23 protein-coding genes are annotated in these 26,970 nt (G+C 57.7%); 12 read left to right on the top strand and 11 right to left on the bottom strand.

Going from position 1 to position 26,970, the window contains the following annotated elements:
* Positions 1–172 precede the first annotated feature (172 nt).
* Positions 173–1,099 (top strand): Gfo/Idh/MocA family protein, encoded by a 927-nt coding sequence (locus tag EKM04_RS06655; RefSeq protein WP_183897504.1) that lies wholly within the window; start codon positions 173–175, stop codon positions 1,097–1,099.
* A gap of 6 nt (positions 1,100–1,105) precedes the next feature.
* On the opposite strand, the gene EKM04_RS06650 is transcribed toward EKM04_RS06655, so the two are convergent.
* Complete coding sequence (locus EKM04_RS06650; RefSeq protein ID WP_183897503.1) at positions 1,106–2,128, bottom strand: sensor domain-containing diguanylate cyclase; 1,023 nt, start codon at positions 2,126–2,128, stop codon at positions 1,106–1,108.
* A 619-nt stretch (positions 2,129–2,747) separates the two neighbouring features.
* On the opposite strand from EKM04_RS06650, the gene EKM04_RS06645 reads away from it, so the two are divergent.
* On the top strand, positions 2,748–5,183 hold the full coding sequence (locus EKM04_RS06645; protein WP_183897502.1) for a glucose/quinate/shikimate family membrane-bound PQQ-dependent dehydrogenase: 2,436 nt from the start codon (positions 2,748–2,750) through the stop codon (positions 5,181–5,183).
* A gap of 94 nt (positions 5,184–5,277) precedes the next feature.
* Here EKM04_RS06645 and EKM04_RS06640 read toward each other — a convergent pair whose 3' ends face one another.
* Positions 5,278–5,727 carry a DNA polymerase III subunit chi gene (locus EKM04_RS06640; protein WP_183897501.1) on the bottom strand — a complete coding sequence of 150 codons (450 nt, stop codon included), beginning with the start codon at positions 5,725–5,727 and terminating at the stop codon, positions 5,278–5,280.
* Positions 5,728–5,759: 32 nt separating this feature from the next.
* Positions 5,760–7,250 carry a leucyl aminopeptidase gene (locus EKM04_RS06635; protein WP_183897534.1) on the bottom strand — a complete coding sequence of 497 codons (1,491 nt, stop codon included), beginning with the start codon at positions 7,248–7,250 and terminating at the stop codon, positions 5,760–5,762.
* A 275-nt stretch (positions 7,251–7,525) separates the two neighbouring features.
* On the opposite strand from EKM04_RS06635, the gene lptF reads away from it, so the two are divergent.
* The 6 genes from lptF (at position 7,526) to rsmA (ending at position 15,265) form a co-directional block, all read left to right on the top strand.
* Entirely contained in the window at positions 7,526–8,695 is a 1,170-nt protein-coding gene (lptF, locus tag EKM04_RS06630; protein WP_174152598.1) for an LPS export ABC transporter permease LptF, read from the top strand.
* Positions 8,692–9,780, top strand: coding sequence for an LPS export ABC transporter permease LptG (gene lptG, locus EKM04_RS06625; protein WP_174152597.1), 1,089 nt, complete (start codon positions 8,692–8,694; stop codon positions 9,778–9,780). Before lptF ends, lptG begins: the two co-directional genes overlap by 4 nt.
* Entirely contained in the window at positions 9,780–12,146 is a 2,367-nt protein-coding gene (locus EKM04_RS06620) for an LPS-assembly protein LptD (RefSeq protein ID WP_183897500.1), read from the top strand. Before lptG ends, EKM04_RS06620 begins: the two co-directional genes overlap by 1 nt.
* Positions 12,147–12,442: 296 nt before the next feature.
* The gene (locus EKM04_RS06615) at positions 12,443–13,387 is read left to right on the top strand and encodes a SurA N-terminal domain-containing protein (RefSeq protein ID WP_174152595.1); all 945 of its coding nucleotides are present in this window, start codon (positions 12,443–12,445) and stop codon (positions 13,385–13,387) included.
* Between the two features lie 16 nt (positions 13,388–13,403).
* Positions 13,404–14,423 (top strand): 4-hydroxythreonine-4-phosphate dehydrogenase PdxA, encoded by a 1,020-nt coding sequence (pdxA, locus tag EKM04_RS06610; RefSeq protein WP_183897499.1) that lies wholly within the window; start codon positions 13,404–13,406, stop codon positions 14,421–14,423.
* The gene (rsmA, locus tag EKM04_RS06605; RefSeq protein ID WP_183897498.1) at positions 14,423–15,265 is read left to right on the top strand and encodes a 16S rRNA (adenine(1518)-N(6)/adenine(1519)-N(6))-dimethyltransferase RsmA; all 843 of its coding nucleotides are present in this window, start codon (positions 14,423–14,425) and stop codon (positions 15,263–15,265) included. The genes pdxA and rsmA overlap by 1 nt, the downstream gene beginning before the upstream one ends.
* Before the next feature lie 27 nt (positions 15,266–15,292).
* On the opposite strand, the gene gmk is transcribed toward rsmA, so the two are convergent.
* The 8 genes from gmk to EKM04_RS06565 all read right to left on the bottom strand — a co-directional run bounded on the left by gmk (position 15,293) and on the right by EKM04_RS06565 (position 23,526).
* Positions 15,293–15,964: a guanylate kinase gene (gene gmk / locus EKM04_RS06600; RefSeq protein ID WP_174152592.1), complete on the bottom strand. Its 672-nt coding sequence runs from the start codon at positions 15,962–15,964 to the stop codon at positions 15,293–15,295.
* Positions 15,965–15,969: 5 nt separating this feature from the next.
* Positions 15,970–16,854 carry a YicC/YloC family endoribonuclease gene (locus tag EKM04_RS06595; RefSeq protein WP_183897497.1) on the bottom strand — a complete coding sequence of 295 codons (885 nt, stop codon included), beginning with the start codon at positions 16,852–16,854 and terminating at the stop codon, positions 15,970–15,972.
* Positions 16,855–16,909: 55 nt separating this feature from the next.
* The gene (mltG, locus tag EKM04_RS06590) at positions 16,910–18,130 is read right to left on the bottom strand and encodes an endolytic transglycosylase MltG (protein ID WP_183897496.1); all 1,221 of its coding nucleotides are present in this window, start codon (positions 18,128–18,130) and stop codon (positions 16,910–16,912) included.
* Positions 18,131–18,378: 248 nt separating this feature from the next.
* Positions 18,379–19,647, bottom strand: a complete 1,269-nt coding sequence (gene fabF, locus EKM04_RS06585) for a beta-ketoacyl-ACP synthase II (RefSeq protein WP_183897495.1) — start codon at positions 19,645–19,647, stop codon at positions 18,379–18,381.
* Between the two features lie 243 nt (positions 19,648–19,890).
* The gene (locus EKM04_RS06580) at positions 19,891–20,127 is read right to left on the bottom strand and encodes an acyl carrier protein (RefSeq protein WP_006727438.1); all 237 of its coding nucleotides are present in this window, start codon (positions 20,125–20,127) and stop codon (positions 19,891–19,893) included.
* A gap of 285 nt (positions 20,128–20,412) precedes the next feature.
* Positions 20,413–21,150 (bottom strand): 3-oxoacyl-[acyl-carrier-protein] reductase, encoded by a 738-nt coding sequence (gene fabG, locus EKM04_RS06575; RefSeq protein ID WP_174152588.1) that lies wholly within the window; start codon positions 21,148–21,150, stop codon positions 20,413–20,415.
* Positions 21,151–21,180: 30 nt separating this feature from the next.
* Positions 21,181–22,125 carry an ACP S-malonyltransferase gene (gene fabD / locus EKM04_RS06570; protein ID WP_174152587.1) on the bottom strand — a complete coding sequence of 315 codons (945 nt, stop codon included), beginning with the start codon at positions 22,123–22,125 and terminating at the stop codon, positions 21,181–21,183.
* Between the two features lie 117 nt (positions 22,126–22,242).
* Positions 22,243–23,526, bottom strand: a complete 1,284-nt coding sequence (locus EKM04_RS06565) for an Nramp family divalent metal transporter (protein ID WP_183897494.1) — start codon at positions 23,524–23,526, stop codon at positions 22,243–22,245.
* Between the two features lie 251 nt (positions 23,527–23,777).
* Here EKM04_RS06565 and EKM04_RS06560 point away from each other — a divergent pair, with 251 nt between their 5' ends.
* The 4 genes from EKM04_RS06560 to EKM04_RS06545 all read left to right on the top strand — a co-directional run bounded on the left by EKM04_RS06560 (position 23,778) and on the right by EKM04_RS06545 (position 26,970).
* Positions 23,778–24,821, top strand: a complete 1,044-nt coding sequence (locus EKM04_RS06560; RefSeq protein ID WP_183897493.1) for an aldo/keto reductase — start codon at positions 23,778–23,780, stop codon at positions 24,819–24,821.
* 285 nt (positions 24,822–25,106) lie between these two features.
* On the top strand, positions 25,107–25,577 hold the full coding sequence (rpsF, locus tag EKM04_RS06555; protein WP_174152583.1) for a 30S ribosomal protein S6: 471 nt from the start codon (positions 25,107–25,109) through the stop codon (positions 25,575–25,577).
* A 12-nt stretch (positions 25,578–25,589) separates the two neighbouring features.
* Positions 25,590–25,838, top strand: a complete 249-nt coding sequence (gene rpsR / locus EKM04_RS06550; RefSeq protein ID WP_045231829.1) for a 30S ribosomal protein S18 — start codon at positions 25,590–25,592, stop codon at positions 25,836–25,838.
* A gap of 157 nt (positions 25,839–25,995) precedes the next feature.
* Positions 25,996–26,970, top strand: coding sequence for a DUF2232 domain-containing protein (locus EKM04_RS06545; RefSeq protein WP_174152582.1), 975 nt, complete (start codon positions 25,996–25,998; stop codon positions 26,968–26,970).

Genomic DNA, 26,970 nt, shown 5'->3' with positions numbered 1-26,970 from the left:
ACGTGCAGCAACACCAACTCGAATTTGCGGGAAGCCAGGACCAAATGCGGCTCCTTCACCGCGACAAATTCCGACAATGCACCTCCCGGTGTCGGCTTGCCGCCTACCGGGTTTCTGTTACAAAGGCACGGATCAAGCCTTCCTCACTGAATCAGCCAAACGGATTTCTTTCATGTCAGCTACCAAGCTCGCTATCGTCGGCGTCGGCAAAATTGTTCGCGATCAGCACCTTCCGGCCATTGCGGCCAATCCGGATTTCGATCTGGTTGCCACAGCAAGCCGCCATGGCACCGTGGATGGCGTCGCATCCTATGGCACCATCGAAGCGTTGCTCGAAGCCGTACCCGAGGTTCAGGCCGTATCGCTGTGCATGCCACCGCAATATCGCTATACAGCGGCTTACGCAGCATTGAATGCAGGCAAGCATGTCTTTCTCGAAAAACCACCGGGTGCCACATTGTCTGAAGTGCAGGATCTGGTTCGGCTGGCGGATTCCAAAGGACTTTCGCTGTTTGCCAGCTGGCACTCACGCTATGCGCCTGCCGTCGAAGCCGCCAAGAGCTTCCTGGCCTCCACGAAAATCAACAGTGTTCACGTCATCTGGAAGGAAGACGTCCGTCATTGGCATCCCAACCAGGACTGGATCTGGCAGGCAGGCGGCCTTGGCGTGTTCGATCCGGGTATCAACGCGCTATCGATCATCACGCACATTCTTCCACGCGCGCTGTTCATCACCAAGGCCACGCTTGAATTCCCCGAGAACCGCGATGCGCCGATTGCAGCCGACATTCAGTTTTCGGATGTGACGCAACTGCCTGTTCATGCCGAGTTCGACTGGCGGCAGACAGGCAAGCAAAGCTGGGATATCGTGGCTGAAACGGAGGCTGGTCAGATGGTTCTTTCCGACGGCGGTTCGAAGCTCTCCATCAACGCGGAGCAGACGCCTGTCCAGCCCGAGCGCGAATATCCGGCCCTTTACGAGCGCTTTGCCGAGATCATCAAGGCGAAGACATCAGATGTCGATCTTGCACCGCTGATGCATGTCGCCGACGCATTCCTGCTCGGTCGTCACAAGTTCGTCGATTCGTTCTTCGACTGACCACATTTACAAGGCGCGATTGACGAAACGGTCGCGCCCTTCTTTCTTGGCCTGATACAAGGCTTCATCGACGCTCTGCAACAGCGAAAGGCGATCGCTGCCCGCCTGCGGAGCAATGGCGCCACCGATGCTGAGCGGCGCATGCACCAACCGACCATCGATGTTGAACGGATGACGAAACGCTTCAAGCAGGCGCTCGGCCAGCGTTGAAAGGTCATGTGACCGGGCTGGCCTGGGAACAAAGACGGCAAACTCGTCTCCACCCATGCGCACGGCAATGTCTTCGGACCTGATCACATTGCGGATGCGATTTGCAGCCTCGTGAAGAACGCGGTCTCCAACACTATGGCCGAGCGTATCGTTGATCGCCTTGAAACCATCCATATCCAGATAGAGAGCGCCAAAGGTTTCGTTGGACTGCAGCGCTGCATACATCTGCGAATCCACCAGCGCACTCAAAGCCTCGCGATTGTAGAACCCCGTCAGCGGATCGGTCATGGCGGCATCCCGCAAGGCGCGTTCTGCAAGGCTCATGGTGAAATTGGCTTTTTGCAGTCGAAGCAAGGCGCCGGCCAGGACAGCGAAACGCTTCAGGCTGGCGATTTCGCCCGGTTGTAGCTGGCGCGGAGATGTATCGAGAATACAAAATGCTCCGACAATCAGTCCAGGCTCCAGCTCGATGGGTGCTCCGGCATAGAAACGGAACTTCTGGCCCCCTTGAACATAGGGAAAAGCAGACAATTCCGGGTGAGCACTCAGATCGGGAACCACCAGCACGTCGTTGGAAAGCACCACCCTTGTGCAGATGGAAATGTCCCGGGGGCATTCGACCACTTGAATACCCGCTTGATGCGCGATGTGCAGCCAGTCCTCGTCAACGATATGAACCGCAGCACGCGAGGTTTCAAACACGCCCTTGGCAAGCTCGGAGAGAGCAGCCAGTTCCGGCGTCGGGCCCGATCCGAGAATGGAACGCACGCCCACAAGACGCTCAGTTTCATTTGCAGGCCACGGTACGGATTGACCCATGTCGATCTCCTCATTTCTATGCAATGCACCGCGAACCTATCGCTGCATATAGCGTTTTTATTAGCGCGCCACATTAGAACAACCTTGAATAACGGCTGATGTGGTTCTCAATCCAATCTTGCGTCGCGCCTTCGCCGTCCGACTCGCTTGAAGTTGCAGCTTGTAGACCGGTTTTTTCTCACAACCCTCACTCGTATTGATGCTCCACTTCAAAAAAAAGTGAAGCGAAAGAAAATCAACCATAAGAATCGATAGTGTCCGCCTTTTCACACCGGAGTTGGTATTTTCCAGCTTGTGAACATCAGCGGGGCGGCGTATTCACGCACTGGTTGGCGCCAGCCAAATACACCCGTACCAATCCGTTGGAGGAGTGGGGTTGCGAGGGGAACTCGGATCTTGATGGGATGTCGCCGCCTGAATGCCATGAAGGCCCCGTCTGGCGTAGTGATATCGTCCAATGCGGAGAGCACTCATGGAGCGTGTATTTTTCAGCATCGCACCGCAGCCCTATGCGGCCTCAAGACTCCGTGTCATCTGTCAGCACGGGGCCTCTTCTGCTCGCCAGGAGCCTGAGGGCGTTTCGTCTGACTGCCAAATTTAAAACAGTCAGGAACTCTTGATGGTTGATCAACCCAAACCCTTATCCGCTTTTTCAAAACTATGGCTCGCGTTTCTCGGCCTCGTTCTCGTCGCTGCGGGTCTCTTCTTCACTTATTTCGGCGCCAAGCTCGCCATGGCAGGTGGCAGCCTTTATTTTATCATCTCCGGCATCGCCCTTGTTCTCGGCGGTCTGCTCATTGCCTTGCGCAAACCATCCGGCGCCATGCTATTCGGCCTCGTCTTCATCGGCACCGTTGCCTGGTCCCTATGGGAAGTCGGCGTTGACTTCTGGCCGCTGATCTCCCGCCTTCTGGCGTTGACGGTTGGCGCGACTGTCGTTGCCCTTTCCGTTCCGCTGCTGCGCCGCGCAGCCGGAAAAACACCGGCCTATGCCGGTTCGTTCATTCTGGCGATCCTTCTGGGAGCCGCATCCGCGGCCGGCATGGCCGGCATGTTCGTGCCGCATCCAACTGTTGTTGCCAGCGGCGAGGCCCCGGCACTGACGCCTGTTTCGGTTGAAACCGAACAGAAAAACTGGGAACATTACGGCAATACCGCAGGCGGCAGCCGCTTCGTCGCGCTCGATCAGATCAATCGCGACACCGTCAAGAATCTCGAGGTAGCCTGGACCTATCACACCGGCGATACACCCATCAGCCCCAATGGCGGCGGTGCCGAAGACCAGCAGACACCGTTGCAGGTGGGTGACCGCGTGTTTTTGTGCACCCCGCACAACAACGTAATTGCACTGGATGCCGATACCGGCAAGGAAATCTGGAAGAACGAGATCAATGCCAAGTCGTCCGTCTGGATGCGTTGCCGTGGCCTTGCCTATTTCGATGCCACGCGCCCGGTCCAACAACCCAGTCTGCCTGGTTCCACGCCGGTCACCGCAGCAACCGTTGCTGAAGGAGCGCTGTGCCAACGCCGCATTTTGATGAACACAATCGCGGCGGAACTGATCGCTCTCGATGCCGACACGGGTGCATTCTGCCCTGACTTCGGCACCAATGGCCGTGTCAACCTCAAGGAAGGTCTCGGCAACGCGCCAGACCCGAGCTATGTTCTGACATCGGCACCGACACTGGCTGGCACAACCGTCGTGATCGGCGGACGGATCGCCGACAATGTACAGGTGGATATGCCGGGCGGCGTCATGCGCGGTTTTGATGTCATCACCGGGCAGCTACGCTGGGCGTTCGATCCGGGCAATCCCGACATCACCCTCATGCCGCCTCCAGGCCAGACCTATACACGCTCGACACCCAATGTCTGGGCCTCGATGTCCTATGACGCTGCGTCCAACACCGTGTTCATGCCGGTTGGCAGCCCTTCGGTTGATCTCTACGGTGCGACCCGGACAGAACTCGACCACAAATACGGCGCCTCCATGCTGGCACTCGATGCCACAACGGGCCGTGAAAAGTGGGTCTACCAGACGGTTCACAACGACCTCTGGGACTTCGACGTGCCGATGCAACCAAGCTTCATCGACTTCCCCAAGGCAGATGGCTCGACCGTTCCGGCGCTGGTATTCGGCACCAAGGCTGGTCAGCTCTATGTGCTTGACCGCGCGACGGGCAAGCCGTTGACAGAGGTTAAGGACATTCCCGTCAAGCCCGGTAACATCCCCAACGAGCCCTATGCCCCAACGCAGAAGCTTTCCGTCGGCATGCCGCAGATCGGTGCTCAGACGCTGACCGAGAGCGATATGTGGGGCGCAACACCGTTCGACCAGCTTCTGTGCCGCGTTGCCTTCAGGGGCATGCGCTATGACGGTGTCTACACCGTTCCCGGAACAGATCTAGCGCTCAACTTCCCAGGGTCTCTCGGCGGCATGAACTGGGGCGGTATTTCCATCGATCCCAACACCGACACGATCTTCGTCAACGACATGCGCCTGGGCTTGTGGATCCAGATGCAGGAAGCGGCACCCACGACGGCCGTCAACAGCGGTTCCGAAGCCACCAACACGGTCATGGGTCTGGTGCCGATGAAGGGCACGCCCTATGCGGTCAACAAAAACCGCTTTCTCTCGGCACTCGGCATTCCCTGCCAGAAGCCTCCGTTCGGCACGCTGACCGCCATCAACATGAAGACGCAGAAGATCAACTGGCAGGTTCCTGTCGGCACGGTGCAGGACACCGGTCCGCTCGGCATCAAGATGGGTCTCCCCATCCCCGTGGGCATGCCGACGCTGGGTGGCACGATGACCACGCAAGGCGGTCTCGTCTTCATCGCGGGCACCCAAGATTATTATCTGCGCGCCTTCAGCACGGCGACCGGTGAAGAAGTCTGGAAAGCCCGCCTGCCGGTCGGCAGCCAAGGCGGCCCGATGAGCTACAAGTCGCCGAAAACCGGCAAGCAATATGTGGTGATTTCCGCCGGTGGTGCCCGGCAATCTCCCGATCGTGGCGATTATGTCATCGCCTATGCTTTGCCGGGCCAGAAGTGAGGCCACGCATTATCTGAAAATGGAAATGGCCGGGGATGACCCGGCCATTTTTGTGATCGTCAAGTAGAGGAATCCTCGCGTAAAACCTTGGCCCTCAAGCCTTTTTCTGCCAGCGTCCTTCCGGCGATTGCTGCCAATAGGTCAGCGTATGCCCCTCGCCTTTCATCTTTTTCCACTGGCCGCGCGCGCCATCCAGTTGCGCGGCGTCATAACCGTCGAACATGAACACGACGCGCTCATAGCCGTCGATCGGAGGTGGCTCCGCTCCGTCTACGATAAAGCGAACGTTGGCAGCGTTGCGATTTTCGCCGGATGCGGTCAGCAGAACGGGCTGTTCAGCGGCTGTTTCAGAGAGGTCGCTGCTATGCGGCATGAAACTGTCGTCGCGAAATGTCCACAGATGCACATCGAGCACATCCCGACGCTCCTCAGTCGCTGTCTGGACCGCGACTTTCCAGCCGCGCTCCAGTGACTTTTCAAGAAGCGGTGGCAAAGCGTCTTCCAGCTTCGATTCGGTCAGATGGTAAAACAGGATCTCCGTCATCGGCCTGCCAGTCGCGTTTTGCCCGCCAATGATCAATCCTCGTAATGGGCGCGAACGAGTTCGTTCAGCAGGCGCACACCGTAACCGGAGCCCCAGGACTGGTTGATCTCGTTGAGCGGTGAGCCCATGGCGGTTCCGGCGATGTCCAGATGCGCCCATGGCGTGTCGCCAACGAAGCGTTTGAGGAACTGTGCGGCGGTGACGGAACCAGCAAGCCGACCGGAACTGTTCTTCATATCGGCAAATTTGGAATCGATGATCTTGTCGTATTCCTTGCCGAGCGGCATGCGCCAGAGCTTTTCCTGTGTCGTGTTACCCGCGCGCGTCAAGCGGTCGGCCAACTCGTCATCATTGCAGAACAGTCCTGCCTGGAGATTGCCCAATGCGACGGTAATAGCGCCTGTCAGTGTTGCCAGATTGATCATGAACTTCGGCTTGAAGCGATCATTGGTATACCAGAGCGCATCCGCCAGCACGAGGCGGCCTTCGGCGTCGGTGTTGATAATTTCGATGGTCTGGCCGGACATGGAAGTGACGATATCGCCCGGCCGCTGCGCATTGCCATCCGGCATGTTTTCCACAAGACCTATAACACCGATGACATTTGCCTTCGCCTTGCGTGCCGCCAGCGTGTGCATGAGGCCCGTCACGGCGGCTGCACCTCCCATGTCGCCCTTCATGTCTTCCATGCCCGCACCGGGCTTCAGCGAAATGCCGCCCGTGTCGAAAACCACGCCCTTGCCGACAAAGGCAATCGGCTCATCTTTCTTGGCGCCGCCCTTCCACTGCATGATGGCGAGGCGTGGCGGGCGGACGGACCCTTGGGCGACGCCCAGAAGCGCCCCCATGCCCAGCTTCTTCATTTCCTTTTCGCCAAGGATTTCAACCTCGACGCCGAGCTTCTTCAACTCTTCCGCCTTTTCGGCAAATTCCACCGGACCAAGAACGTTTGGCGGCAGGTTGACGAGGTCACGCGCCAGAATAACGCCCTGGGCTTCGGCTTCGGCTGTCTCAAACGCCTTTTTCGCGTCATCATGAACCGCCGTCACGATGGTGACGTCGACGCTTTTCGGCGTCTTGTCGTCGTCGGACTTCTTTTTCGTCTTGTAGGTATCGAAGCTATAGGCGCGCAACAGAAGGCCCAGCGCGAAGTCGGCTGCCGCCTTGCCATCGACTTCGATGCCCATCGCGTCCAGATGGATGACGACCTTTTCGGCCTTCTTGAACTGCGCAGCAGCCGTTCCACCGGCGCGCAGCCAGTCATGCGCCGTCAGCTTGGCCGGCTTACCGAGCCCGATGACGACGATTCTGTCGGCTTCGGACCCCTGCGGCGCCAGTACGTCCAGAACGCTCATCGCCTTGGCGGCGAAACCGGAAACTTTGGCAGCTTTCACAAGGACGCCGGCAGGATCGACCTGCGCCTGGCCAGCGGGCGCATTTTCGCCCGATACCTGCAGCAGAACAGCGCTGGCATTTTCAAGGGAAGCGGAATTGGCAAAGGATATATCGAATTTGGCGGACATCTTCTCGCTCATCAGTGTATTTCAGGAAACGCCGGATCATGGCCTTTTACGGCGTCAGCGCAACCCTGCAATCGGCCTGTGTGGTGTCAATTTTGTGAATCACTCATGGAAGGACAGCAAAAATCGCCCTTAACAAAAAGACACAGGCTGCAGAAAAATTATCGCACAAGACAGATTTGTGTGCGGTGCGGAGTCGCCATCCGCGATTGTTACAGCTAGATAAGAGCAGTTCCCGCGGGGGGAACATGCATTGCGATTACGGCATCAGGGACTGAATGACGCTTCTTGAACGATACATATTGCGACGCACGACGCAGATGTTTCTGGTCGCGCTACTGCCTGTTCTAGCCATCATCTGGACGATTCAGGTTCTTCAGCGAATCAATCTCGTCACGGATACCGGCCAGTCCATGGGCTCTTTCATTACTTTGGCGACGATGTTGTTGCCAACGCTCATTCCCGTCGTCCTTCCGTTTGCGCTGGTCATCGCCATTACGCAGACGCTGACGGCAATGAACACCGACTCGGAATTGGCCATTATCGATGCATCGGGCGCTTCACGCTGGATCATTTGCAAGCCCATCCTGATTCTCGGCACGGTCCTTAGCCTCGTCTCGTTCGGAATCACGAATTTTGCCGAACCACCCGCCCGGACCGCAGCACGACAGATGGTTGCCGCTGCCTACGCAGACCTTTTATCCTCGGTTATCGAAGAAAAGACGTTCCGTACGATTCAGGACGGCCTCTACGTGCAGATCGGCGAACGTCAGGGGCGTATTCTGCGCGGCCTGTTCGTCGCTGACCGTCGCGACCCCAATTACGACCTCATCTATTATGCCAAGGAAGGCATGATCGATGAAGGCGGCACGTCCTTGACCATGCGGGATGGCGAAGTGCAGCAAAAGACGCCGGATGGAAAAGTCTCCGTTGTCAAATTCCTGTCCTACGCTTTCGACCTCTCGACAATGTCCGAAAAAGACAACAACGAGCCCTCAATCTCTTCAAGCGATGCGAGCCTGGCTTTCCTGCTCTCGCCAGATGAGACGGTGGAAAGCTACAAAAAAGCGCCGGGCGGTTTTCAGTCGGAACTGCATAGACGTCTCGTGGACTGGATGTTCCCGTTCGTTTTCGCGCTGATTTCGCTTGTGGTTGCCGCTGATGCACGCTCTCACCGGGAGGCGCGTCTGCATCCGATGGTTGCGGCGCTCCTCACAGCATTCATGCTCCGCTGGCTCGGTTTTTACTTCACCAATCAGGTCAAGCAGAGTGCTGCCTTCATTCCGCTGGTTTATGCCGTGCCGGTGGTAAGCGGCGGTATAGCGGCCTTCCTTTTGATGACCGGCCAAAAACTGCGCATGCCCCGTGCTTTCAGCAATGCTGTTCATAACCTGCAGAAGCGTTCGTTATCATCCAAAGCTTCCGGTTCGGGAGGTCAAGGCGCATGATGTTTGGAACTCTCTCCCGTTATTTTCTGCGACGTTACGCGATGACAACCTTCTGGTTCCTGCTGGGCGTATCGGCCATTATCTTTCTTGCCGACTTCAGCGAGACGGCCCGACGCATGTCTGGCCTGCCGGGATATTCCGTACCCGCGGCTCTGGGCCTGACGGCGCTGCGCCTCCCGCTCATTCTTCAACAGACGGTTCCCTTCATCGCCCTTTTCGTGGGCATGACCACACTGATCTCGCTCAATCGTCGCTACGAGTTGGTTGTCACGCGGGCAGCCGGGATCTCGGCCTGGCAGTTCATTTTGCCATTCGTGGGCGGTGCCATTCTTCTTGGTGTCCTGTCCATCCTGGTCCTCAACCCCATTGCTGCCTGGGGTGAAAGCAAATCGCTTTCCGTCGAAGCGGGATGGCGTAATGAGGGTGGTCCGTCTCGCGAGCAGCAGGTTTTGCCATGGCTGCGCCAAAGCAGCGGCGGACAAGACACGATCATTGGCGCCAAGAGCTTTGAAGAAAACGGTACCCTTCTCAAGGATGTGGTGCTAGTGCACCTCGACCAGAATGGGAATATCCTTCTGCGCCAGGACGCACAGTCGGCTAAGTTGGAAGATGGTTACTGGCTTCTTAACAACGTCGCAGAGATCAGACCGGGTCATGTTCCAACCCGGGAAGCGTCCACGCGGATCAGTACCAATCTGAGACAGGAATTCGTTCAGGAACGCCTGACACAGCCCGAAACCGTTGCTTTCTTTGATCTTTCTCACAAGATAGACGTCGCTCAGTCCTTCGGTATTTCTTCGAAAGCGCTGGAGACACAGTACCACTTCCTGTTGTCCATGCCTTTTCTTCTCGTGGCGATGACCTTGATCGCCGCGACTGTTTCATTAAAGTTCAGCCGGTTTGCACAATCCCGCTCAGTGATTCTGGGTGGAATCGTTTCCGGCTTCGTGCTTTATGTAGTAACCGTGCTCGTAAGGGCATTCGGGAGTAGCGGTGTTGTTCCTCCCTTCGTTGCGGTCTGGGTTCCAGTCGTCGTAGCGTTGGCATTGGGGGCGACTATTCTGCTTCATCAGGAGGACGGCTAGTGGCGGTATTTGACCGCGGGAATATCAGACGGCTTTCGACAGCCCTTCTGACTGGTGCTGCTGTGTGCGCATATGTTGCAACCGCTTCGAGCGTTTATGCTCAAGACGGTGTCATCGTTGGCGACCCTCAGGACCAATCAAAACTCCTGCTTACAGCGAACGAACTGACGTATAATAAAGATTCAGAACGCGTGGTCGCGACCGGTGGTGTGCGTCTGAATTATACCGGCTACCGAATGGTGGCCCAGCGTGTCGAATACAATCAATCGACAGGCCGCGTGCTTGCACGCGGCAACATCGAGCTGATCGAACCGAACGGTAGCCGCATCTATGCCGACGAGCTTGATGTGACCGACGATTTCGGCCAGGGGTTCGTCAACGCACTTCGGGTCGAAACGCCCGACAACACCCGCGTCGTCGGCGAAAGTGCCGAGCGGCTCTCGCAAGACGTCATGGTGTTGAACAATGGCGTCTACACGGCTTGCCTTCCCTGCACCGAGCGCCCTGGAAAGGCGCCGCTGTGGCAGGTTAAGGCGCAGCGCGTCATTCAGGATGGCAAGAAGCAGACGATACGTCTGGAGAAGGCTCGTTTCGAACTTTTCGGCAAACCTATTGCCTATCTTCCTTTCATTACTGTCCCTGACAATACAGTAAAGCGTAAGTCCGGGTTTTTGTTCCCTCGCATGAGCGTCACGGACAATCTCGGCTTTGGTGTCAGCGTCCCCTACTTCCAGGTGCTGTCCGATACCGCGGACGCGACCATCACGCCAACCTACTACACCTCGCAGGGTCTGCTGCTGGAAGGCGAGATCCGCCAGAAGTTCGAGCGTGGATCGCACGAATTGCGCGTGGCTGGTATCAACCAGAGCAACCCTGAGGACTTCGATCCCAACACGACCGACGCGGAAAACGATACGCGCGCGATGATCGCCTCGAAGGGTGACTTCACCATCAATCCGCGCTGGACGTTTGGCTGGGATGCGATGGTCCAGACCGACAACAACTTTTCGCGCACTTACGGGCTGAAAGGTTACAACGGCGGTACCCAGACCAATCAGATATACCTGGAAGGTGTCGGGGATCGGAACCGTTTCGAAGCGAAGGCCTACTACTTCAACGTTCAGGACAACGACCTTTCGGAATCGGAAGAGCGCAAGCAGGCCATCGTTCATCCTGCGGTGGACTACCGGTATTTTCTGCCAGATCCGGTCTATGGCGGAGAGCTTTCGCTGACGACCAACTTCACGAGCCTGACGCGAGAAAAACAGGACGCCTACGCTTTGGGCGACTCGATTCGCTACAATGGCATGGAGGGCAGCTACACGCGTCTATCGACGGAAGCGGAATGGAAGCGCACCTTTACCTTCGACAGCGGTTTGCTCCTGACACCCCTTCTGGCTGCACGCGGAGACGCATTGTGGACCGATATGTCTGCGAACAGCTTCGGCACCTCGTTGAACTATGATGGCACCATCAATGACGATGCCAGCATGCGCGGAATGGCAACGCTTGGCCTTGAGGCCCGCTACCCCATTCTGTTCACCGCGCTTCACAGCAATCACGTCATCGAGCCAATCGCGCAAATCTTTGTTCGTCCGAATGAAGGCTATGCTGGCGAACTTCCGAACGAAGATTCCCAGGCCTTTGTCTTTGACGCCACGAACCTTTTCGAGCGTGACAAATTCTCGGGCTTCGACCGCATCGAAGGCGGAACGCGCGCCAATATCGGCATTCGTTACACCGGTACCTTCGACAATGGTTATGGTATTCGTGCCGTCGCCGGTCAGTCGTTCCATCTGGCAGGCCAAAACTCGTTCGCCCAGAACGACCTTGTGAATGTCGGTGCGAATTCGGGTCTGGAAACGGACCGTTCCGACTACGTGGCGATGGCCGCGATCGACGCTCCTATCGGCCTTTCGCTCTCGTCCAGCTTACGCTTCGACAAGGACAATCTGGAAGTCAATCGGTCTGAAACGGGCGTGAGTTATACAAACAGCCGCGTTTCCGGCACCGTGAGCTACACGCAGGTCGAGGCACAGCCTGACTATGGCTACGACAGAAAACGTGACATCATCCAGGCTTCCGGCAAGCTGCGCATGAATGACAACTGGTCTCTGTTCGGTGCCATCAATTATGATCTGAACAACAAGTTCACCAGCGAACGCCGGATCGGCATTCAATATCAGGACGAATGCACCATCTTTGCCGTCAGCTTCTCTGACAAGGGAAATCTGCAGTCGGTCCGCGAAGATGCGAACGACTGGTCCGTCAACGCCCGACTGGCGTTCAGAACGCTGGGCGATATCGCTGTCGGGACAGCCGATGCCAGCTGGGGCGAAGCGGACCTGGGTTGGAAACCGAATTAAAGAGTTGAGCGGCGGCGAGGTGAAATCCTCGCCGCTTTTGTTTTTCCGCATGTGTGAATGCGTGTTTCCCCAACACGCCACCGTTTTGCCGCAACATATCGTCAATGTCTAAGGCACGTGATGATTGCCGTTCCAACCATATCAATGATGTGAACGTCTGCACTCACGGCAAAACTGCAACAAAATTCAGTTTTTCGGTTGACGAGCGGCTTGATCCGCTTCATCCGATATTCGAGATGTTTAGAAAAACACAGTCGTGGCATTGCTCACCGACAAGTCGACAGGGAGAGAACAGGATGAAACTCGGAAAGACGGCATTGCGCAGCGTAGCATTCGCCTTTGCGATTTTCGCAGTTCCCATGGTCATTGCGTTACCGGCGCATCAGGCCTTCGCCGAAAGCGCAGTCCGGGTCGTTGTCAACAAAACGCCGATCACCAGTGACGATATTGCGCGCCGTACGGCCTTCCTCAAATTGCAGCGCCAGTCTGGAAACCTTCAGGAGAAGGCGCGCGAACAGCTGATCGACGAAGCGCTGAAGCGTGAAGAGATTGCGCGCGTGAAGATGTCCGTCAGCACGTCGGATGTCGATGCGTCATTCGCGCGGTTTGCATCAACGAACAAGATGACGACGGACCAGTTGACCAAGGTTCTGGCACAGGCGGGTGTTGGCGCCGAGCACTTCAAAGCCTACATCGCCGTTCAGATGAGCTGGCCACGCCTCGTTAATGCGCGTTATGGCGGTCGCAACAAAATGTCGACGCAGGACTTCGTCACGCGCCTGAAAGAAAAGGGTCAAAAGCCCGTCACGTCAGAATATTTCCTGCAGCAGATCATATTCGTCATACCGGAAGCCAAGCGGAATGCCATTACGGGCAAGCGCAAGTCCGAGGCAGAAGCCTCTCGTAAACGGTATCCCGGTTGCGAGCAGGCCAAGACTTTTGCAGCGACCATGCTCGACGTATCGATCAAGGATCTTGGCCGCATGCTGGAACCGGAACTGCCGACCGACTGGAAAGAACTTGTCGAGAAAACACCTGAGGGTGGCACCACGGGGACGCGTGTGACAGAAAAAGGCGTGGAGTATCTGGCGGTCTGCAAGAAGCAGCAGGTGTCGGATGACTATGCCGCTGAGGTCGTTTTCCGCGCCGAAGACCTGGCCAAGGCCGACAAGGGTGAAAATCCCAACGAAAAGAAGTACCTGGAAGATCTGCGTAAGAAAGCCCAGATTACCAGCACCTGATGTGAAAGCAGACTTTGTGACACTGTCTAACCTGCCTATCGCACTGACTCAGGGCGACCCCGCCGGAATTGGTCCCGACATCACAGTCGGCGCCTGGGTAAAGCGTCATGAGCTTGGCTTGCCGCCCTTTATCCTCGTCGGCGATCCGGATGTCATTGCAGCGCGCGCGCATTTGCTTGGCCATGATATCCATGTTCAGGCCTGCGAGCCCGAGCAGGCGCCATCGTTGTTTTCGACAGCGCTGCCGGTGCTTCCCATCCCTGTCGGTTTCGAGGTGCAGATCGGGCAGCCGCATGTTGGCACAGCACTCGCCACAATCAAATCCATCGAAACAGCTGTTGCTCTGACCGTTGAAAAGCGCACGTCAGCGGTCGTGACGAACCCAATCGCAAAATCGGTGTTGTACGAAGCCGGTTTTGGTTTTCCCGGACATACGGAGTTTCTGGCCGAACTGGCATTCAAGCTCATGGGCCAGGTCGTAACGCCTGTGATGATGATCGCGGGTCCAAAGCTTCGCGTCGTGCCGGTCACCATTCATATTCCCCTGAGCGACGTGGCCGGGGCGTTGAGTGAAGCGTTGATCATCGATACCTGCCATATCGTGGCTGCCGGTCTCAAAGAAAAATTCGGCATCGAAGCCCCTCGCCTTGCGGTGGCGGGATTAAACCCACATGCGGGCGAAGACGGCACCATCGGTCTTGAAGATCGCGCCATCATCCACCCTGCGACCGCTCAGCTTCGAAAGGACGGTATCGACGCCTTCGGCCCTTTGCCCGCCGATACGATGTTTCACGCTGCGGCCCGCGCGCGCTACGACGTGGCGATCTGCATGTATCACGATCAGGCCTTGATCCCGGCCAAGGCACTTGGCTTCGACGATTCGGTCAATGTCACGCTGGGCCTTCCCTTCATCCGCACCTCGCCCGATCACGGCACAGCCTTCGGGATCGCCGGACAGGGCATTGCCGACGAATCAAGTCTCGTGGCGGCATTGAAGATGGCAGCCGACATCGTGGCGCGTCAGGCCAGCACATAATGGCAGCCATTGATGGGCTACCGCCTCTGCGCGACGTCATCCAGCGCCACGGGCTCGATGCGAAGAAATCACTGGGACAGAACTTTCTGCTCGATCTCAATCTGACCCAGAAGATCGCGCGCACAGCCGGCCCTCTGGATGGCGTCACCGTCTTCGAAGTTGGCCCCGGACCCGGTGGTCTGACGCGTGCCATTCTCTCATTGGGCGCCAAGAAGGTCATCGCTGTCGAGCGTGATAGCCGTTGCCTGCCCGCTCTGGCGGAAATCTCCGATCATTATCCCGGCCGCCTCGACGTGATCGAGGGCGATGCGCTCAAGGTGGATTTCGAGACCCTGGTGCCGAAAGGTGAGCCCGTTCGCGTCATCGCCAACCTTCCCTACAATGTCGGCACGCAATTGCTGATCAACTGGCTTTTGCCGAGGAACTGGCCACCCTTCTGGTTGTCGCTGACGCTGATGTTTCAGAAGGAAGTCGGCCAGCGCATCGTCGCGGAAGATGGCGACAACCACTACGGTCGCCTTGGTGTTCTCGCCGGTTGGCGCACCGTGCCAGAAATGGCGTTCGACGTTCCGCCCCAGGCTTTCAGCCCGCCACCGAAGGTGACATCGACCGTTGTCCATCTGCTCCCGAGGGACAAGCCTTTCTCCTGCGATGTCGCCAATCTCGAAAAGGTCACTGAAGCCGCGTTTGGGCAGCGCCGCAAAATGCTGCGCCAGAGCGTCAAATCGATCGGTGGAGAAGCGCTTCTGGAAAAGGCCGGAATAGACCCAACACGAAGGGCTGAGACATTGTCTGTCGAGGAATTCGTCCGGTTGGCGAATATGCTTGGCGATACACGTTAGAGCGTCTCGACCTTAGACCCGCGATGATTACCGCACCGGCGAGGCCGGGACTTCTTCCAGCAAGGCTCTGACGAAATCGAACATGCCATGGCGGCGGTCGCGGCGAACGCGTTCGGCTTTGACAATGGCTTCGATGGCTTCGAATGCAGCCTGGAGATCGTCGTTGAGGATGACGTAGTCATAGTCGCGCCAGTGCTCGATTTCCGAACGCGAATTGGCAAGGCGGGTCTGAATGACCTCTTCCGTATCTTCGGCACGACGATGCAGGCGCGACTGCAGTTCCGTCATGGTCGGCGGCAGGATGAAGATGGAGACGACGTCAGCCTTCATCTTGTCCTGGAGCTGTTCGGCACCCTGCCAGTCGATGTCGAACAGCATATCCTTGCCTTCCGCCATCGCAGCTTCGACAGGCTCGCGCGGGGTCCCGTAGAAATTACCGTGCACCTCGGCCCATTCCAACAACTCTTCGCCATCACGCATGCGCTCGAAATCACGCTTTGAGATGAACTCGTAGTGGATGCCGTCGATCTCACTCTGGCGTCGCGCGCGCGTCGTGACGCTGACGGACAGGCTGATATTCTTGTCCTTTTCCAGCAGATTGCGGGCAATCGTGGATTTGCCGGCACCCGATGGCGATGAAATGACCAGCATCAGGCCTCTACGGGCAATATGGACGGGAGGAATGCTGGCGGACGCCATGGGGTCTACTCCAGATTTTGGACCTGTTCGCGGAATTGATCGATCACGACTTTCAATTCGATACCAGCAGCGGTTACAGCACTGGCGTTGGATTTGGAACAGATTGTATTCGACTCCCGGTTAAATTCCTGTGCAAGAAAGTCGAGCTTGCGTCCCACCGGCACGCCGCTGCTCAACAGCTCCCTCGACGCAGCGACATGGCCGATCAACCGGTCGATCTCTTCCCGCAAATCGGCCTTGGTGGCGAGCAGAACCGCTTCGGCATGGACGCGGTCACGGTCCAGACCGCTGCCATCACCAATCAGCGCAATCTGGGCAGCAAGGCGCGCGCGAATCTGCTCGGGCTGACGCGATGGATCAGCCTCGATGATTTTGGTCAGTTGCTCGATTTTGTCGATATGGCCGGACAAAACGGCAAACAGCGACGCCCCCTCTCGCGCCCGCATGGCGGCAAGGGCCGAGACCGCCGACGCGAAGCCAGTCACAATATCCAGATTTCGCGCCTGCTGCGCATCCGGACTTTCCTCGGGCTCTTTGAATTCCACAAGTCCGCGAATGGACAGCAATGTGTCGAGGCTCAACGGCGCATCGCTGACAAGAGCTCCCAGATCGTGCTTCAGTGCCAGAACGGCATCCAGCGCATCGCGGTTGATGACCGCTTCCTGCTTCGCCTCGGTGGCGGATAGGCTGAGGCCTGCCTGGATGTTGCCGCGGGACAGGCTTTTCGCCGCGATGTCCCGCAACTCTGTTTCGAGTGCTTCCAGTCCGGTTGGCAGCCGCAGACGGAGATCAAGCCCCTTGCCGTTGACGGAGCGAAGCTCCCAAGCCCAGCGATAGCGCCCGCACGAGCCTTCGCTGCGTGCAAAGCCTGTCATGGATTGCAATGTCATCGATGTCCCCCTCAAACGACCATTGCCACCTCTAGGGCAGCAATGGCGTATGACCTCAATTGTTGGCTGGCCTTTCGGCCTGCGAGCCGGCGGGCTGGCCATCCACCACCCCTTCCGGTGTGCCACCTGCAGCAGCCCGTTCCGCTTCGATCTTGCGCCAGCGGCGAACATTGTTGTTATGGTCGTCCAGTGTCTTGGCAAACGTATGCCCACCCGTGCCATCGGCCACGAAATAGAGGTCATCAGTTCGCCAGGGGTTGGCCGTCGCTTCCAGTGCCGCCCGGCCCGGATTGGCAATCGGCTGCGGTGGCAGACCACGGATGATGTAGGTGTTGAACGGTGTTTCCTTTTGCAAATCCGATTGGTAGATCGGCCTGTCGGAAGGCTTACCCTCGCCACCGAACAATCCGTAGATGATCGTCGGATCGGATTGAAGACGCATATTCTTTTTCATGCGATTGTAGAAGACAGAGGCGACGTGGCCGCGCTCGTCATCCTTGCCGGTTTCCTTTTCCACGATCGACGCCAGTGTGACGAACTCTTCGATCGTCTTGATCGGCAGATCCGGATCGCGCCGTTCCCAAATCGCCTGCACGAGACGCGATTGTGCTGCGCGCATCTGGCTGACAACCTCCTCGCGTTTGGTGCCGCGCGTAAAGGGATAGGTGTCGGGACGCAAGGACCCTTCCGGTGGCAGTTGGGCGGGTAGATCACCCTCCAGCACGGGTTCGCTGGCAAGGCGTGCGAACATCTGCTTGACCGTCAGACCTTCCGGCATCGTGATCGTGTAGAAAATGGACTTGCCGGACTCCAGAAGACCGAGAATGTCTTTCATGGAGGTGCGGGCCTTGATTTCATATTCGCCAGGCTTCGGCGTCCCGCCACCCGCCAGATATTTATCGGCCATGAGGCGGAAAATGCGAGCGTTGGAAATAGCGCCACTTCGCTCCAGATTGCTGGCGATTTCCGCAAGCCCGGCGCCGTTGCGGACCGTAATCGTCGTATTCGTCTCAAGCGGACCCGGCTCGTGAAACGAATTGAGCATGTAGTAGAAAGCCGCGACGCCAATGATGCAGACTGCGACGGTCAACGTCATCAGGAAATTGAGGAAGATGACCAGTTGGCTATGGGCCTTACGGGAGCGCTTGGGCGGCAACGGAACCTTTTCAGGTCTCAAAGCCTCTGTTGGAGATTTTGGAATGATCGGGCCGCCCTTGCTCTCGGTTGAGCCTTCACGTCCTTGCGGGGCCTGATTGTTCTCTCTCGTATCGCTCACCGGCGGTCCTTTTCAGTTCGGCATTACAACGGCTTATTGAGCAGGCAATGCGGCAAAAACAGGTTCGGCAGGCTATTCTGCACTCGGTAGACAGGGAAACGTTCTACACATCTTCGTTTACAAAGATATCAGTGTTTCCGCTCTCGAAAGCTGCCCGAAGAGGCAACGTAGGTGGAAATCCCGGCTGTGAGACCGGGAGGAGAGAGGTTTTTCTGCGATTCTGCGCTCAACGGCAAGAGCCGTCACACTCAGTCTTCGAAACGACGCAGCACCAGGGATGCGTTGGTGCCGCCGAAACCGAACGAATTCGACAGGGCGACGTCAACCTGACGCTTGCGCGCCGTGTGCGGAACCAGATCGATCGCCGTCTCGACTTCGGGATTGTCGAGGTTGAGCGTCGGAGGGACAATATTGTCGCGGATTGCAAGCGTCGCGAAGATCGCTTCGATTGCACCGGCGGCCCCTAGAAGGTGACCCGTGGCGGACTTGGTCGACGACATGGAGATCTTAGACGCCGCATTCCCCACGAGACGTTCCACCGCGCCGAGTTCGATGGTGTCGGCCATGGTCGATGTGCCGTGGGCATTGATATAATCGACGTCGGCAGGTGCCAGCCCCGCGCGCTTCAATGCCATCGTCATGCAGCGGTAAGCACCCTCGCCGTCTTCCGACGGCGCTGTAATGTGGAACGCATCGCCCGACAGGCCATAACCCACGACTTCGGCGTAGATCTTTGCGCCGCGCGCCCTGGCGTGCTCCAACTCTTCGAGAACGACGATACCGGCACCCTCACCCATGACAAAGCCATCGCGGTCCTTGTCATAGGGGCGTGAAGCCTTTTGCGGGTCGTCATTGTGCTGCGTGGAAAGCGCCTTGCAGGCCGCGAAACCAGCAAGCGAAATACGGCACACGGGCGATTCTGCGCCACCGGCCACCATCACATCGGCGTCGCCGAGCATGATCAGGCGGGCTGCATCGCCGATCGCATGCGCGCCTGTCGAGCAGGCAGTCACAACGGAGTGGTTCGGACCGCGCAGCTTGTGGCGGATGGAAACCTGGCCGGAAATGAGATTGATCAGACGACCGGGAATGAAAAAAGGTGAGATGCGGCGCGGGCCTTTGTCGCGCAGCGTATAACCAGCTTCGACGATACCTTCCAGACCGCCGATACCGGAGCCGATCAGCACGCCGGTCATGATCTGGTCTTCGTCAGTACCCGTCATCGGATGCCAGCCAGCGTCGTTCAGCGCCATTTCGGCTGCGGCCATACCATAGACGATAAAGGGGTCGACCTTGCGCTGTTCCTTGGGCTCCATCCAATCGTCGGCATTGAAGGTTCCGTTGGAACCATCACCGACAGGAATGCGGCAGGCGATTTTGGCGGGGAGGTCTTCGACCTCGAACTCCGTCACGAGACGGGCGCCGTTGTGTCCGGCCAAGAGCCGTTCCCACGTCACTTCCGTTCCGCAGCCTAGAGGAGATACCATGCCGGTACCGGTGATAACGACACGTCTCATCGCCAATGCTCCGCCCAAATCCCTGTCATCCCCAGCGCATCGGCCTGAAAATCGGAAGCGATTTCGAAAAAGCGGATGCGTCGACTACACCTATTAAAGCAACTCTTGGCGTCTGTTGGAAGCCTGTTGCCTCATGCATCGTGCAGCACCCGCCAAATGTCGAGTGCTGCACGATAAAATAGTGGCCCGGACAGGCCGGGCCATATGGGGAAGGCAAAGGCCTTCCCTCAGTTGGTCAGGCGATTAAGCCTGAGCCTTTTCGATGAACTTGACAGCGTCGCCGACCGTGAGGATCGAGTCAGCTGCGTCGTCCGGGATTTCAACGCCGAATTCTTCTTCAAACGCCATAACCAGTTCAACGGTGTCGAGCGAGTCAGCGCCCAGATCGTCGATGAAGCTAGCGCCCTCAACGACTTTTTCGGCGTCAACGCCAAGATGATCAACTACAATTTTCTTTACGCGTTCTGCGATATCGCTCATGTCGGTTTCCTCGACCTTTATTTTGAAAGGAATGTCTTCACAGACACCCTGCCCTGTTAAAACCCCCAGGCGCCCTCTAAAACAGACGCCCTGGGCAAACCCGTTCAACCCGTCTCAAGCTAAACATCGCGGCAATAAATCGCAACGGTCACTTTAATTTCCGGGACGACTGTTCACAGTCTCCGCCCGCTTAACACGGTTTCCTGCGGGAAAAAAGCCTTAAAATAGTGCTAACCATCTTGCTCTACAGGCATTTTTCCCACGCCGCCCTGCGCGGGACGCTTATCAAATCATCGCCATACCGCCGTTAACATGTAAGGTCTGTCCTGTCATGTAGCTGGCTTCATTGGACGCAAGGTAAAGAACGGCAGATGCGATTTCCGTCGCCGTACCCATACGCTTCATGGGAATAGCACCCATGATCGAATCTTTCTGCTTGTCGTTCAGTTTTCCCGTCATCGCGCTTTCGATGAAACCCGGAGCCACACAGTTTACCGTCACATTCCGGCTCGCGATTTCCTGCGCCAGCGACTTGGAAAAACCAATCATGCCTGCCTTGGAGGCGCAATAATTCGCCTGGCCCGGGTTACCCGTTACGCCGACGATGGAGGTGATGTTGATGATGCGGCCAAAACGGCGACGCATCATCGGATGTGTCAGTTCCCGCGTCAGGCGAAATGTCGAGGTCAGATTGACCTCAAGCACAGTGTCCCAGTCCTCGTCGCTCATGCGAACGAACAGACCGTCCTTGGTGATGCCCGCATTGTTGACAAGAATATCGACGCCCCCAAGCTCGGCTTCTGCCTTTTCGCCCAGTGCCTTGACGTCGGCGCGGTCGGAGAGGTTGGCCGGAAAAATCTGGACGCGGTCGCCCAATTCGGCGGCCAGCGCCTCAAGCTTTTCGACACGGGTTCCGTGCAGGCCGACGATGGCGCCCTGAGCGTGCAGCGTGCGGGCGATTTCTTCACCAATACCACCGGTCGCACCGGTGACGAGGGCCTTGCGGCCGGTCAGATCAAACATGGTGTTCATCCTTTGCTATATCTCTTGAACTCAGCCGATGAGGGTTTCGAGCACTGCGTCGATATCGGCGGGCGTGTTGACGGCAATACCGTTCACCGTCTTGTCGATGCGGCGGGCAAGACCCGTCAGAACCTTGCCCGAGCCGATTTCATAGAGCGTCGTCACATCGTTTGCAGCAAACCATTCCACGGTTTCGCGCCAGCGAACCTGACCCGTGACCTGCTCGACCAACAGACGTGCGATTTCCTCGGCGTCCGAAACAGGAGCCGCGACAACATTGGCGATCAACGGCACGACCGGCGGGTTTTTCTGCACCCCTGCCAGCGCCTCGTGCATGATGTCTGCCGCAGGTGCCATCAATGCGGAGTGGAAAGGCGCCGATACCGAGAGCATCAACGCGCGCTTGGCGCCTTTTTCAGTCGCGAGACGCGCAGCCTTTTCGACCGCCGGCTTACCACCGGAAATGACCAGCTGGCCGCCGCCATTGTCATTGGCGATCTGGCAGACGCTGCCAACTGCCGCTTCCTCGCAGATCGTCGCCACATCGCTATGCTCCAGGCCGATGATCGCAGCCATGGCACCCTCACCCGCAGGCACGGCGGCCTGCATGGCATTGCCACGGATGCGCAAAAGACGGGCCGTATCGGACAGCGAGAACGTACCGGCAGCGCACAGCGCCGAATATTCGCCCAGTGAATGACCGGCGACATAGGACACCTTGTCGGCCAGCTTCAGCCCGCGCGCTTCAAGCACACGCATGACGGCGACGGAAACCGCCATCAGCGCAGGCTGGGCATTTGCCGTCAGCGTCAGCGTCTCTTCCGGTCCGTTCCACATGATGTGCGAAAGCTTTTGGGCAAGCGCTTCATCAACCTCTTCAAAGACGGCCCGCGCCTCTGGAAAGGTCTCTGCAAGGTCCTTGCCCATGCCGACAGCTTGGCTGCCCTGACCCGGAAATGTGAATGCAATAGCCATGGGATCCATCCCTTCTCTTCTCTATCGGAACTTCCATTCACACTCCGCCCCGCAGAGTCAAGGCTTTGAGGGGCGGAGGTGACATGTGTCCACGTCTCAAGAACGGTCTTTTGCGGCCTAGCGGCTAAACAGGCCAACGACTTCAGTGATGCACAAAACGACGAACAGCAACGCCGAAATGCCCAACAGGCCGTTCGAAACCCAGCCGCTGCGCCACTCTTTCGGCACGCGACTGGAGTTCAACAGCCAGATCAGCGTCAACGCCAGAAAGGGCATGAAGAAGGCTCCCAGCGCGCCATAGACAATGACGAGCAGGAAGGGGCGTCCCAGGAACAGCAACACCATGGGCGGTATGGTCAGCCAGAAGAGATAGAAACGGAAGGCGGGCGTCTTCTCCAGTCCTTCCCGAGAGCCGGTTTCACCTTTGACGCCGCGCACGAAATCCGCAAACAGCATGGACACGCCCTGCCAGACGCCAAGGACCGACGAAATCGCCGTGGCGAAGAAGCCGATCAGAAACAGGGTGGACATGGTGCTGCCGAATCGTTCCTCCAGCACTCTGTCGAGATCCAGAAGACTCCGGTCGCCGCTCGAAAGGGCGATCTGCGAGGCATAGAGCAGCTCGGCACCGATGATGAGCATGGAAATAACGAACATGCCCGTGACGATATAGGCGACGCGGTTGTCCAGTCGCATCACGCCCATCCAGGCGGGCGTGCGCCAGCCCTTCGCATTCACCCAGTAACCATAGGATGCCATGGTGATGGTGCCACCCACGCCGCCGATCAGACCCAACGTGTAGATAGCAGATCCTTGGGGCACGGAGGGGATGAGCCCCGTTACGGCCTCGCCGACATTCGGAGACACCATGATGGCGATGCCGATCACGATAACGAACATGATGCCGATGAAGATCTTCATCACCGCTTCGAATGCGTCGTAGCGGTTGAACGCCACGAAAGTGGCGCAGGAGAGCCCGGTCAGCACGGCCCAAATCCACAGCGGCACGGACGGAAAGAAAACGGCAAGCGGCAGCGCGGTGGCGCTCATGGCCGTCGCACCGTAAACGAACCCCCAGACCATGATATAGATGCCGAAATACCAGCTGGTCCATTTGCCCAGGGATCTCCAGCCCTCGAGCATGGTCGACCCCGTCGCCAGATGGTAGCGCGCGGACCCCTCGGCGAGCGCAATCTTCACGACACAGCCGAGAACGGCAGCCCACAGTAGCGCGTAACCGAATCGGGAGCCGGCAATCAGCGTGGCGACGAGGTCGCCTGCTCCCACCCCTGTGGCGGCTGCCACGATGCCGGGACCGATCAGCTTCCATCGCCCGGTCGCTGGGGGCATGGCCGTATCGTCAGGAACTCCCGGTGGCGCACTTGCTGCGTTATCTGTCATTCACGGTCCTCCGTTTTGATGTCGTGGTCGAAATCTCAAACGCGCACTGATTGGGTTGGCTGCGCGCAAAAAGGGAAAAGCATCTCCTTTTCTGCAATAGTCAGAGCTAAATTACTACCCTTGAGCGTCAGAGCGATCTTCAAGATGTCGAAGCCAAGAGTTTGTGGAATGATTTTCCTTGCTCTTGGAAGATTCCCGGCTAGTGTCCACCACATCTCCCAAGCGGTCAGACACAGCATCAGGATCTTTCCATGAAACAGAATATATTGGGTCGCACGGATATTTCCGTGTCCGAAATCTGCCTCGGTACCATGACATGGGGCACCCAGAACACGGAAGCCGAAGCCCATGAGCAGATGGATTACGCCATCGAGCAGGGCGTGAATTTTTTCGATACCGCCGAGCTTTACCCGACAACGCCACTGTCTGCGGAAACGCAGGGGCGTACCGAAGAGTATATCGGCACGTGGTTCCAGAAGACCGGCAAACGCAAGGACGTCGTGCTGGCCACCAAGGTCGCCGGTTCGGGACGCGATTATATCCGGGGCGGCCGCGACATTGACGCGGCAGGTATCCGTGAAGCGGTCGATACCAGCCTTTCTCGGCTCAAGACGGATTATATCGATCTCTACCAGGTCCATTGGCCGAACCGTGGGAGCTATGCGTTCCGTGCCTCCTGGACCTTCGATGCGTCCTCGCAGGACAAGGTCAAGACGATTGCCGAAATCACCGAAAAGCTGGAAACGCTGGGCGAACTGGTCAAGGCGGGTAAAATCCGCGCCATCGGCCTTTCCAACGAAAGCGCCTGGGGCACGCAGAAGTTCATCGAGATTGCCGAGGCAAAGGGTCTGCCACGGGTCGTCTCCATCCAGAACGAATATAATCTTCTCTACCGTCCTTTCGATCTGGACCTGGCGGAAGTCTCCCATCACGAAGACGTCGGCCTTCTGGCCTACTCACCTCTGGCTGGTGGTATCTTGAGCGGCAAGTACCAGAGCGGTGCCCGGCCTGAAGGTTCGCGTGCTTCGATCAACGGCAATATCGGTGGACGTTTGCAGCCCTTGCAGGAAGCGCCGGTCAAGGCCTATCTGGAACTGGCCTATGAGCATGGGATCGATCCGTCACAGCTGGCCATTGCGTTTACGCTGACACGCCCCTTCATGGCGTCTTCCATCATCGGTGCGACGACCATGGAGCAGCTGAAGATCAATATCGCAGCAGCCGATCTCACGCTTTCGGATGTCGTCCTGAAGGGCATAGCCGATATTCACCGGCAGTATCCGATGCCGATCTGATACGGTGCAAACCGTGCTTTTTCGGGTAGCGCCCTTGCATTGCGGTCAAAAATCCGTATAAGCGCGCTGTTCACAACACCCGGTCCAATTGGCTGGTGGCTGAACGGAGGGCTGGTTTCGGCGACGAAACAGCAGGACCATAAGGTTTCCGGCCTCCCGTGTCTCCGCTCTCGACCGTCTCGAACAACGCTTTTCTTGCCCTTGGCTTTTGCCAAACAGGAGCAGTCGTTGAGGCTTAGCGCCGTTGCCGGGTGATGAATGAAACGCAAGAAAGGCAAAGCTTAAATGGCTCTTTACGAACACATCTTCCTTGCCCGGCAGGATATCACTGCCCAGCAGGTTGACGCACTTGTCGAGCAGTACAAGGGCGTTATCGAATCGTACGGCGGTAAGGTCGGACGCGTCGAAAACTGGGGTCTGAAGTCCCTGACATACCGCATCAAGAAGAACCGCAAGGCTCACTACGCTCTGATGGACATCGATGCTCCGGCACCGGCTATCCACGAAATCGAGCGTCAGATGCGCATCAACGAAGACATTCTTCGTTACATGACCATCGCTGTTGAAGCGCACGAAGAAGGTCCATCTGCAATGATGCAGAAGCGCGACCGCGACGACCGTCCACGCCGTGATGGCGACCGTCCAGACCGTGGCCCGCGTGAAGGCGGCTTCGATCGTGGTCCACGTCCGCCTCGCGAAGGTGGCTTCGGCGACCGTGAAGACCGTCCGCGCCGTCCGCGCGAAGACCGTGCATAAGGAGAATTGATTATGGCTGATGCATCCTCTTCCCAGGCACGTCGTCCTTTCCACCGCCGTCGCAAGACGTGCCCTTTCTCCGGCGCAAACGCTCCGAGAATTGACTACAAGGACGTCCGTCTTCTGCAGCGCTACATTTCCGAGCGTGGCAAGATCGTTCCTTCCCGTATCACAGCTGTTTCGCAGAAGAAGCAGCGCGAACTCGCCCAGGCGATCAAGCGCGCTCGTTTCCTCGGCCTGCTGCCTTACGTTCTAACCTAAGTGACTGCACGAGGCTGCGCGTCTGCGCGGCCTCGTTTTCTCTCAGATATCCTTCCGCGTTGGGCGTGGATCGATCTTGAAATGAAATCCCATGTTGGGGATCGGGTTCACACAGGACCATCCTCTAACTGCTACAGAATTCCAGCAGGACAGCGACGTGCCAAAACTGAACCAGACAGTGCTGATCTCCGGCATTCTTGCCGGCATATGCGCAGCGTTTCTCACGCTCGGCGCAACCGCACAGTCGTCGATGTCTTTCCTGCTCTACGCGGCATCCGCGATGCCGGTGCTCGTCGCCGGTTTCGGCTGGGGCAATGCTTCGGCCATCGTTGCCATCTTGTCTGCCGCTTTCCTCGGTGCCCTCGCCGTTTCACCGGTCTTTGCCCTGACGATCTCGATCTTTACGCTGGTTCCTGCAGGCTGGCTTGCCCATCTTGCCAATCTGGCACGTCCGGCGTCGGAACTCGGCGGCCCCCAAGACCTTCTGGCATGGTACCCGCTGTCGGGCATCATCCTGCATCTGTGTGGTCTCATCACCCTTTCCGTGATCATTCTCGGCACGATGATCGGCTACGGCCCGGATCTCGTGTCGCAGCTGGTCGATGTGATGATGAGCTCGGTGCAGGCGCGCGAAGCCGGTTTCACACCCGATGCTGCGGCGCTGGCGCAGACCAAGGTCCTGCTCGTGCTGATGCTGCCGATGATCCAGGGCGGTCTCTGGGTCATCATGCTGTTTGCGGCCTACTATTTCGCCAGCCGCATGGTGCGCTCCTTCGGCAAGGGTCTTCGCCCGCGTGAGGACATTGCAGCGGCACTGCGCATGCATCGCAACGCGATCTTCATTTTTTTGGGCGGCATCGTCATGACCTTCGTCGGCGGCACCGTGGCAATGATCGGCGCCGTCATCTGCGGCACCTTCGGCGCAGGCTTCCTGATGGCGGGTTATGCCTCGCTGCACCACAAGTCCAAGGGCAAGGACTGGCGCTGGCCGGTTCTGGTGCTTTCCTACATTTCAGCGATCTTCGTCTTTCCGCTGTTCATCATTCTCGTCTTGGGCCTGAGCGACGTGCGCAGCACGATCTCCCTCACCCCGACACGGAAAACCGACAACAATAACGAAACCGAAAACTAG

Source organism: Rhizobium skierniewicense Ch11 (assembly GCF_023757665.1).
In the GTDB taxonomy this organism is placed as follows: Bacteria; Pseudomonadota; Alphaproteobacteria; order Rhizobiales; family Rhizobiaceae; genus Agrobacterium; species Agrobacterium skierniewicense.
Note: the sequence above shows the minus strand (reverse complement) of the source record. Positions and strands in the feature narration are given on the sequence as shown.

Excerpts from the sequence above, each read along its gene's own strand:
- gmk (WP_174152592.1), bottom strand. The coding sequence starts at position 15,964 with ATGGCGTCCGCCAGCATTCCTCCCGTCCATATTGCCCGTAGAGGCCTG.
- fabF (WP_183897495.1), bottom strand. The coding sequence starts at position 19,647 with ATGAGACGTGTCGTTATCACCGGTACCGGCATGGTATCTCCTCTAGGC.
- EKM04_RS06655 (WP_183897504.1), top strand. The coding sequence starts at position 173 with ATGTCAGCTACCAAGCTCGCTATCGTCGGCGTCGGCAAAATTGTTCGC.
- EKM04_RS06565 (WP_183897494.1), bottom strand. The coding sequence starts at position 23,526 with ATGACAGATAACGCAGCAAGTGCGCCACCGGGAGTTCCTGACGATACG.
- fabG (WP_174152588.1), bottom strand. The coding sequence starts at position 21,150 with ATGTTTGATCTGACCGGCCGCAAGGCCCTCGTCACCGGTGCGACCGGT.
- EKM04_RS06615 (WP_174152595.1), top strand. The coding sequence starts at position 12,443 with ATGAAACTCGGAAAGACGGCATTGCGCAGCGTAGCATTCGCCTTTGCG.
- EKM04_RS06595 (WP_183897497.1), bottom strand. The coding sequence starts at position 16,854 with ATGACATTGCAATCCATGACAGGCTTTGCACGCAGCGAAGGCTCGTGC.
- rpsF (WP_174152583.1), top strand. The coding sequence starts at position 25,107 with ATGGCTCTTTACGAACACATCTTCCTTGCCCGGCAGGATATCACTGCC.
- fabD (WP_174152587.1), bottom strand. The coding sequence starts at position 22,125 with ATGGCTATTGCATTCACATTTCCGGGTCAGGGCAGCCAAGCTGTCGGC.
- EKM04_RS06580 (WP_006727438.1), bottom strand. The coding sequence starts at position 20,127 with ATGAGCGATATCGCAGAACGCGTAAAGAAAATTGTAGTTGATCATCTT.
- EKM04_RS06560 (WP_183897493.1), top strand. The coding sequence starts at position 23,778 with ATGAAACAGAATATATTGGGTCGCACGGATATTTCCGTGTCCGAAATC.
- EKM04_RS06645 (WP_183897502.1), top strand. The coding sequence starts at position 2,748 with ATGGTTGATCAACCCAAACCCTTATCCGCTTTTTCAAAACTATGGCTC.
- rpsR (WP_045231829.1), top strand. The coding sequence starts at position 25,590 with ATGGCTGATGCATCCTCTTCCCAGGCACGTCGTCCTTTCCACCGCCGT.
- lptG (WP_174152597.1), top strand. The coding sequence starts at position 8,692 with ATGATGTTTGGAACTCTCTCCCGTTATTTTCTGCGACGTTACGCGATG.
- EKM04_RS06650 (WP_183897503.1), bottom strand. The coding sequence starts at position 2,128 with ATGGGTCAATCCGTACCGTGGCCTGCAAATGAAACTGAGCGTCTTGTG.
- lptF (WP_174152598.1), top strand. The coding sequence starts at position 7,526 with ATGACGCTTCTTGAACGATACATATTGCGACGCACGACGCAGATGTTT.
- EKM04_RS06640 (WP_183897501.1), bottom strand. The coding sequence starts at position 5,727 with ATGACGGAGATCCTGTTTTACCATCTGACCGAATCGAAGCTGGAAGAC.
- rsmA (WP_183897498.1), top strand. The coding sequence starts at position 14,423 with ATGGCAGCCATTGATGGGCTACCGCCTCTGCGCGACGTCATCCAGCGC.
- EKM04_RS06635 (WP_183897534.1), bottom strand. The coding sequence starts at position 7,250 with ATGTCCGCCAAATTCGATATATCCTTTGCCAATTCCGCTTCCCTTGAA.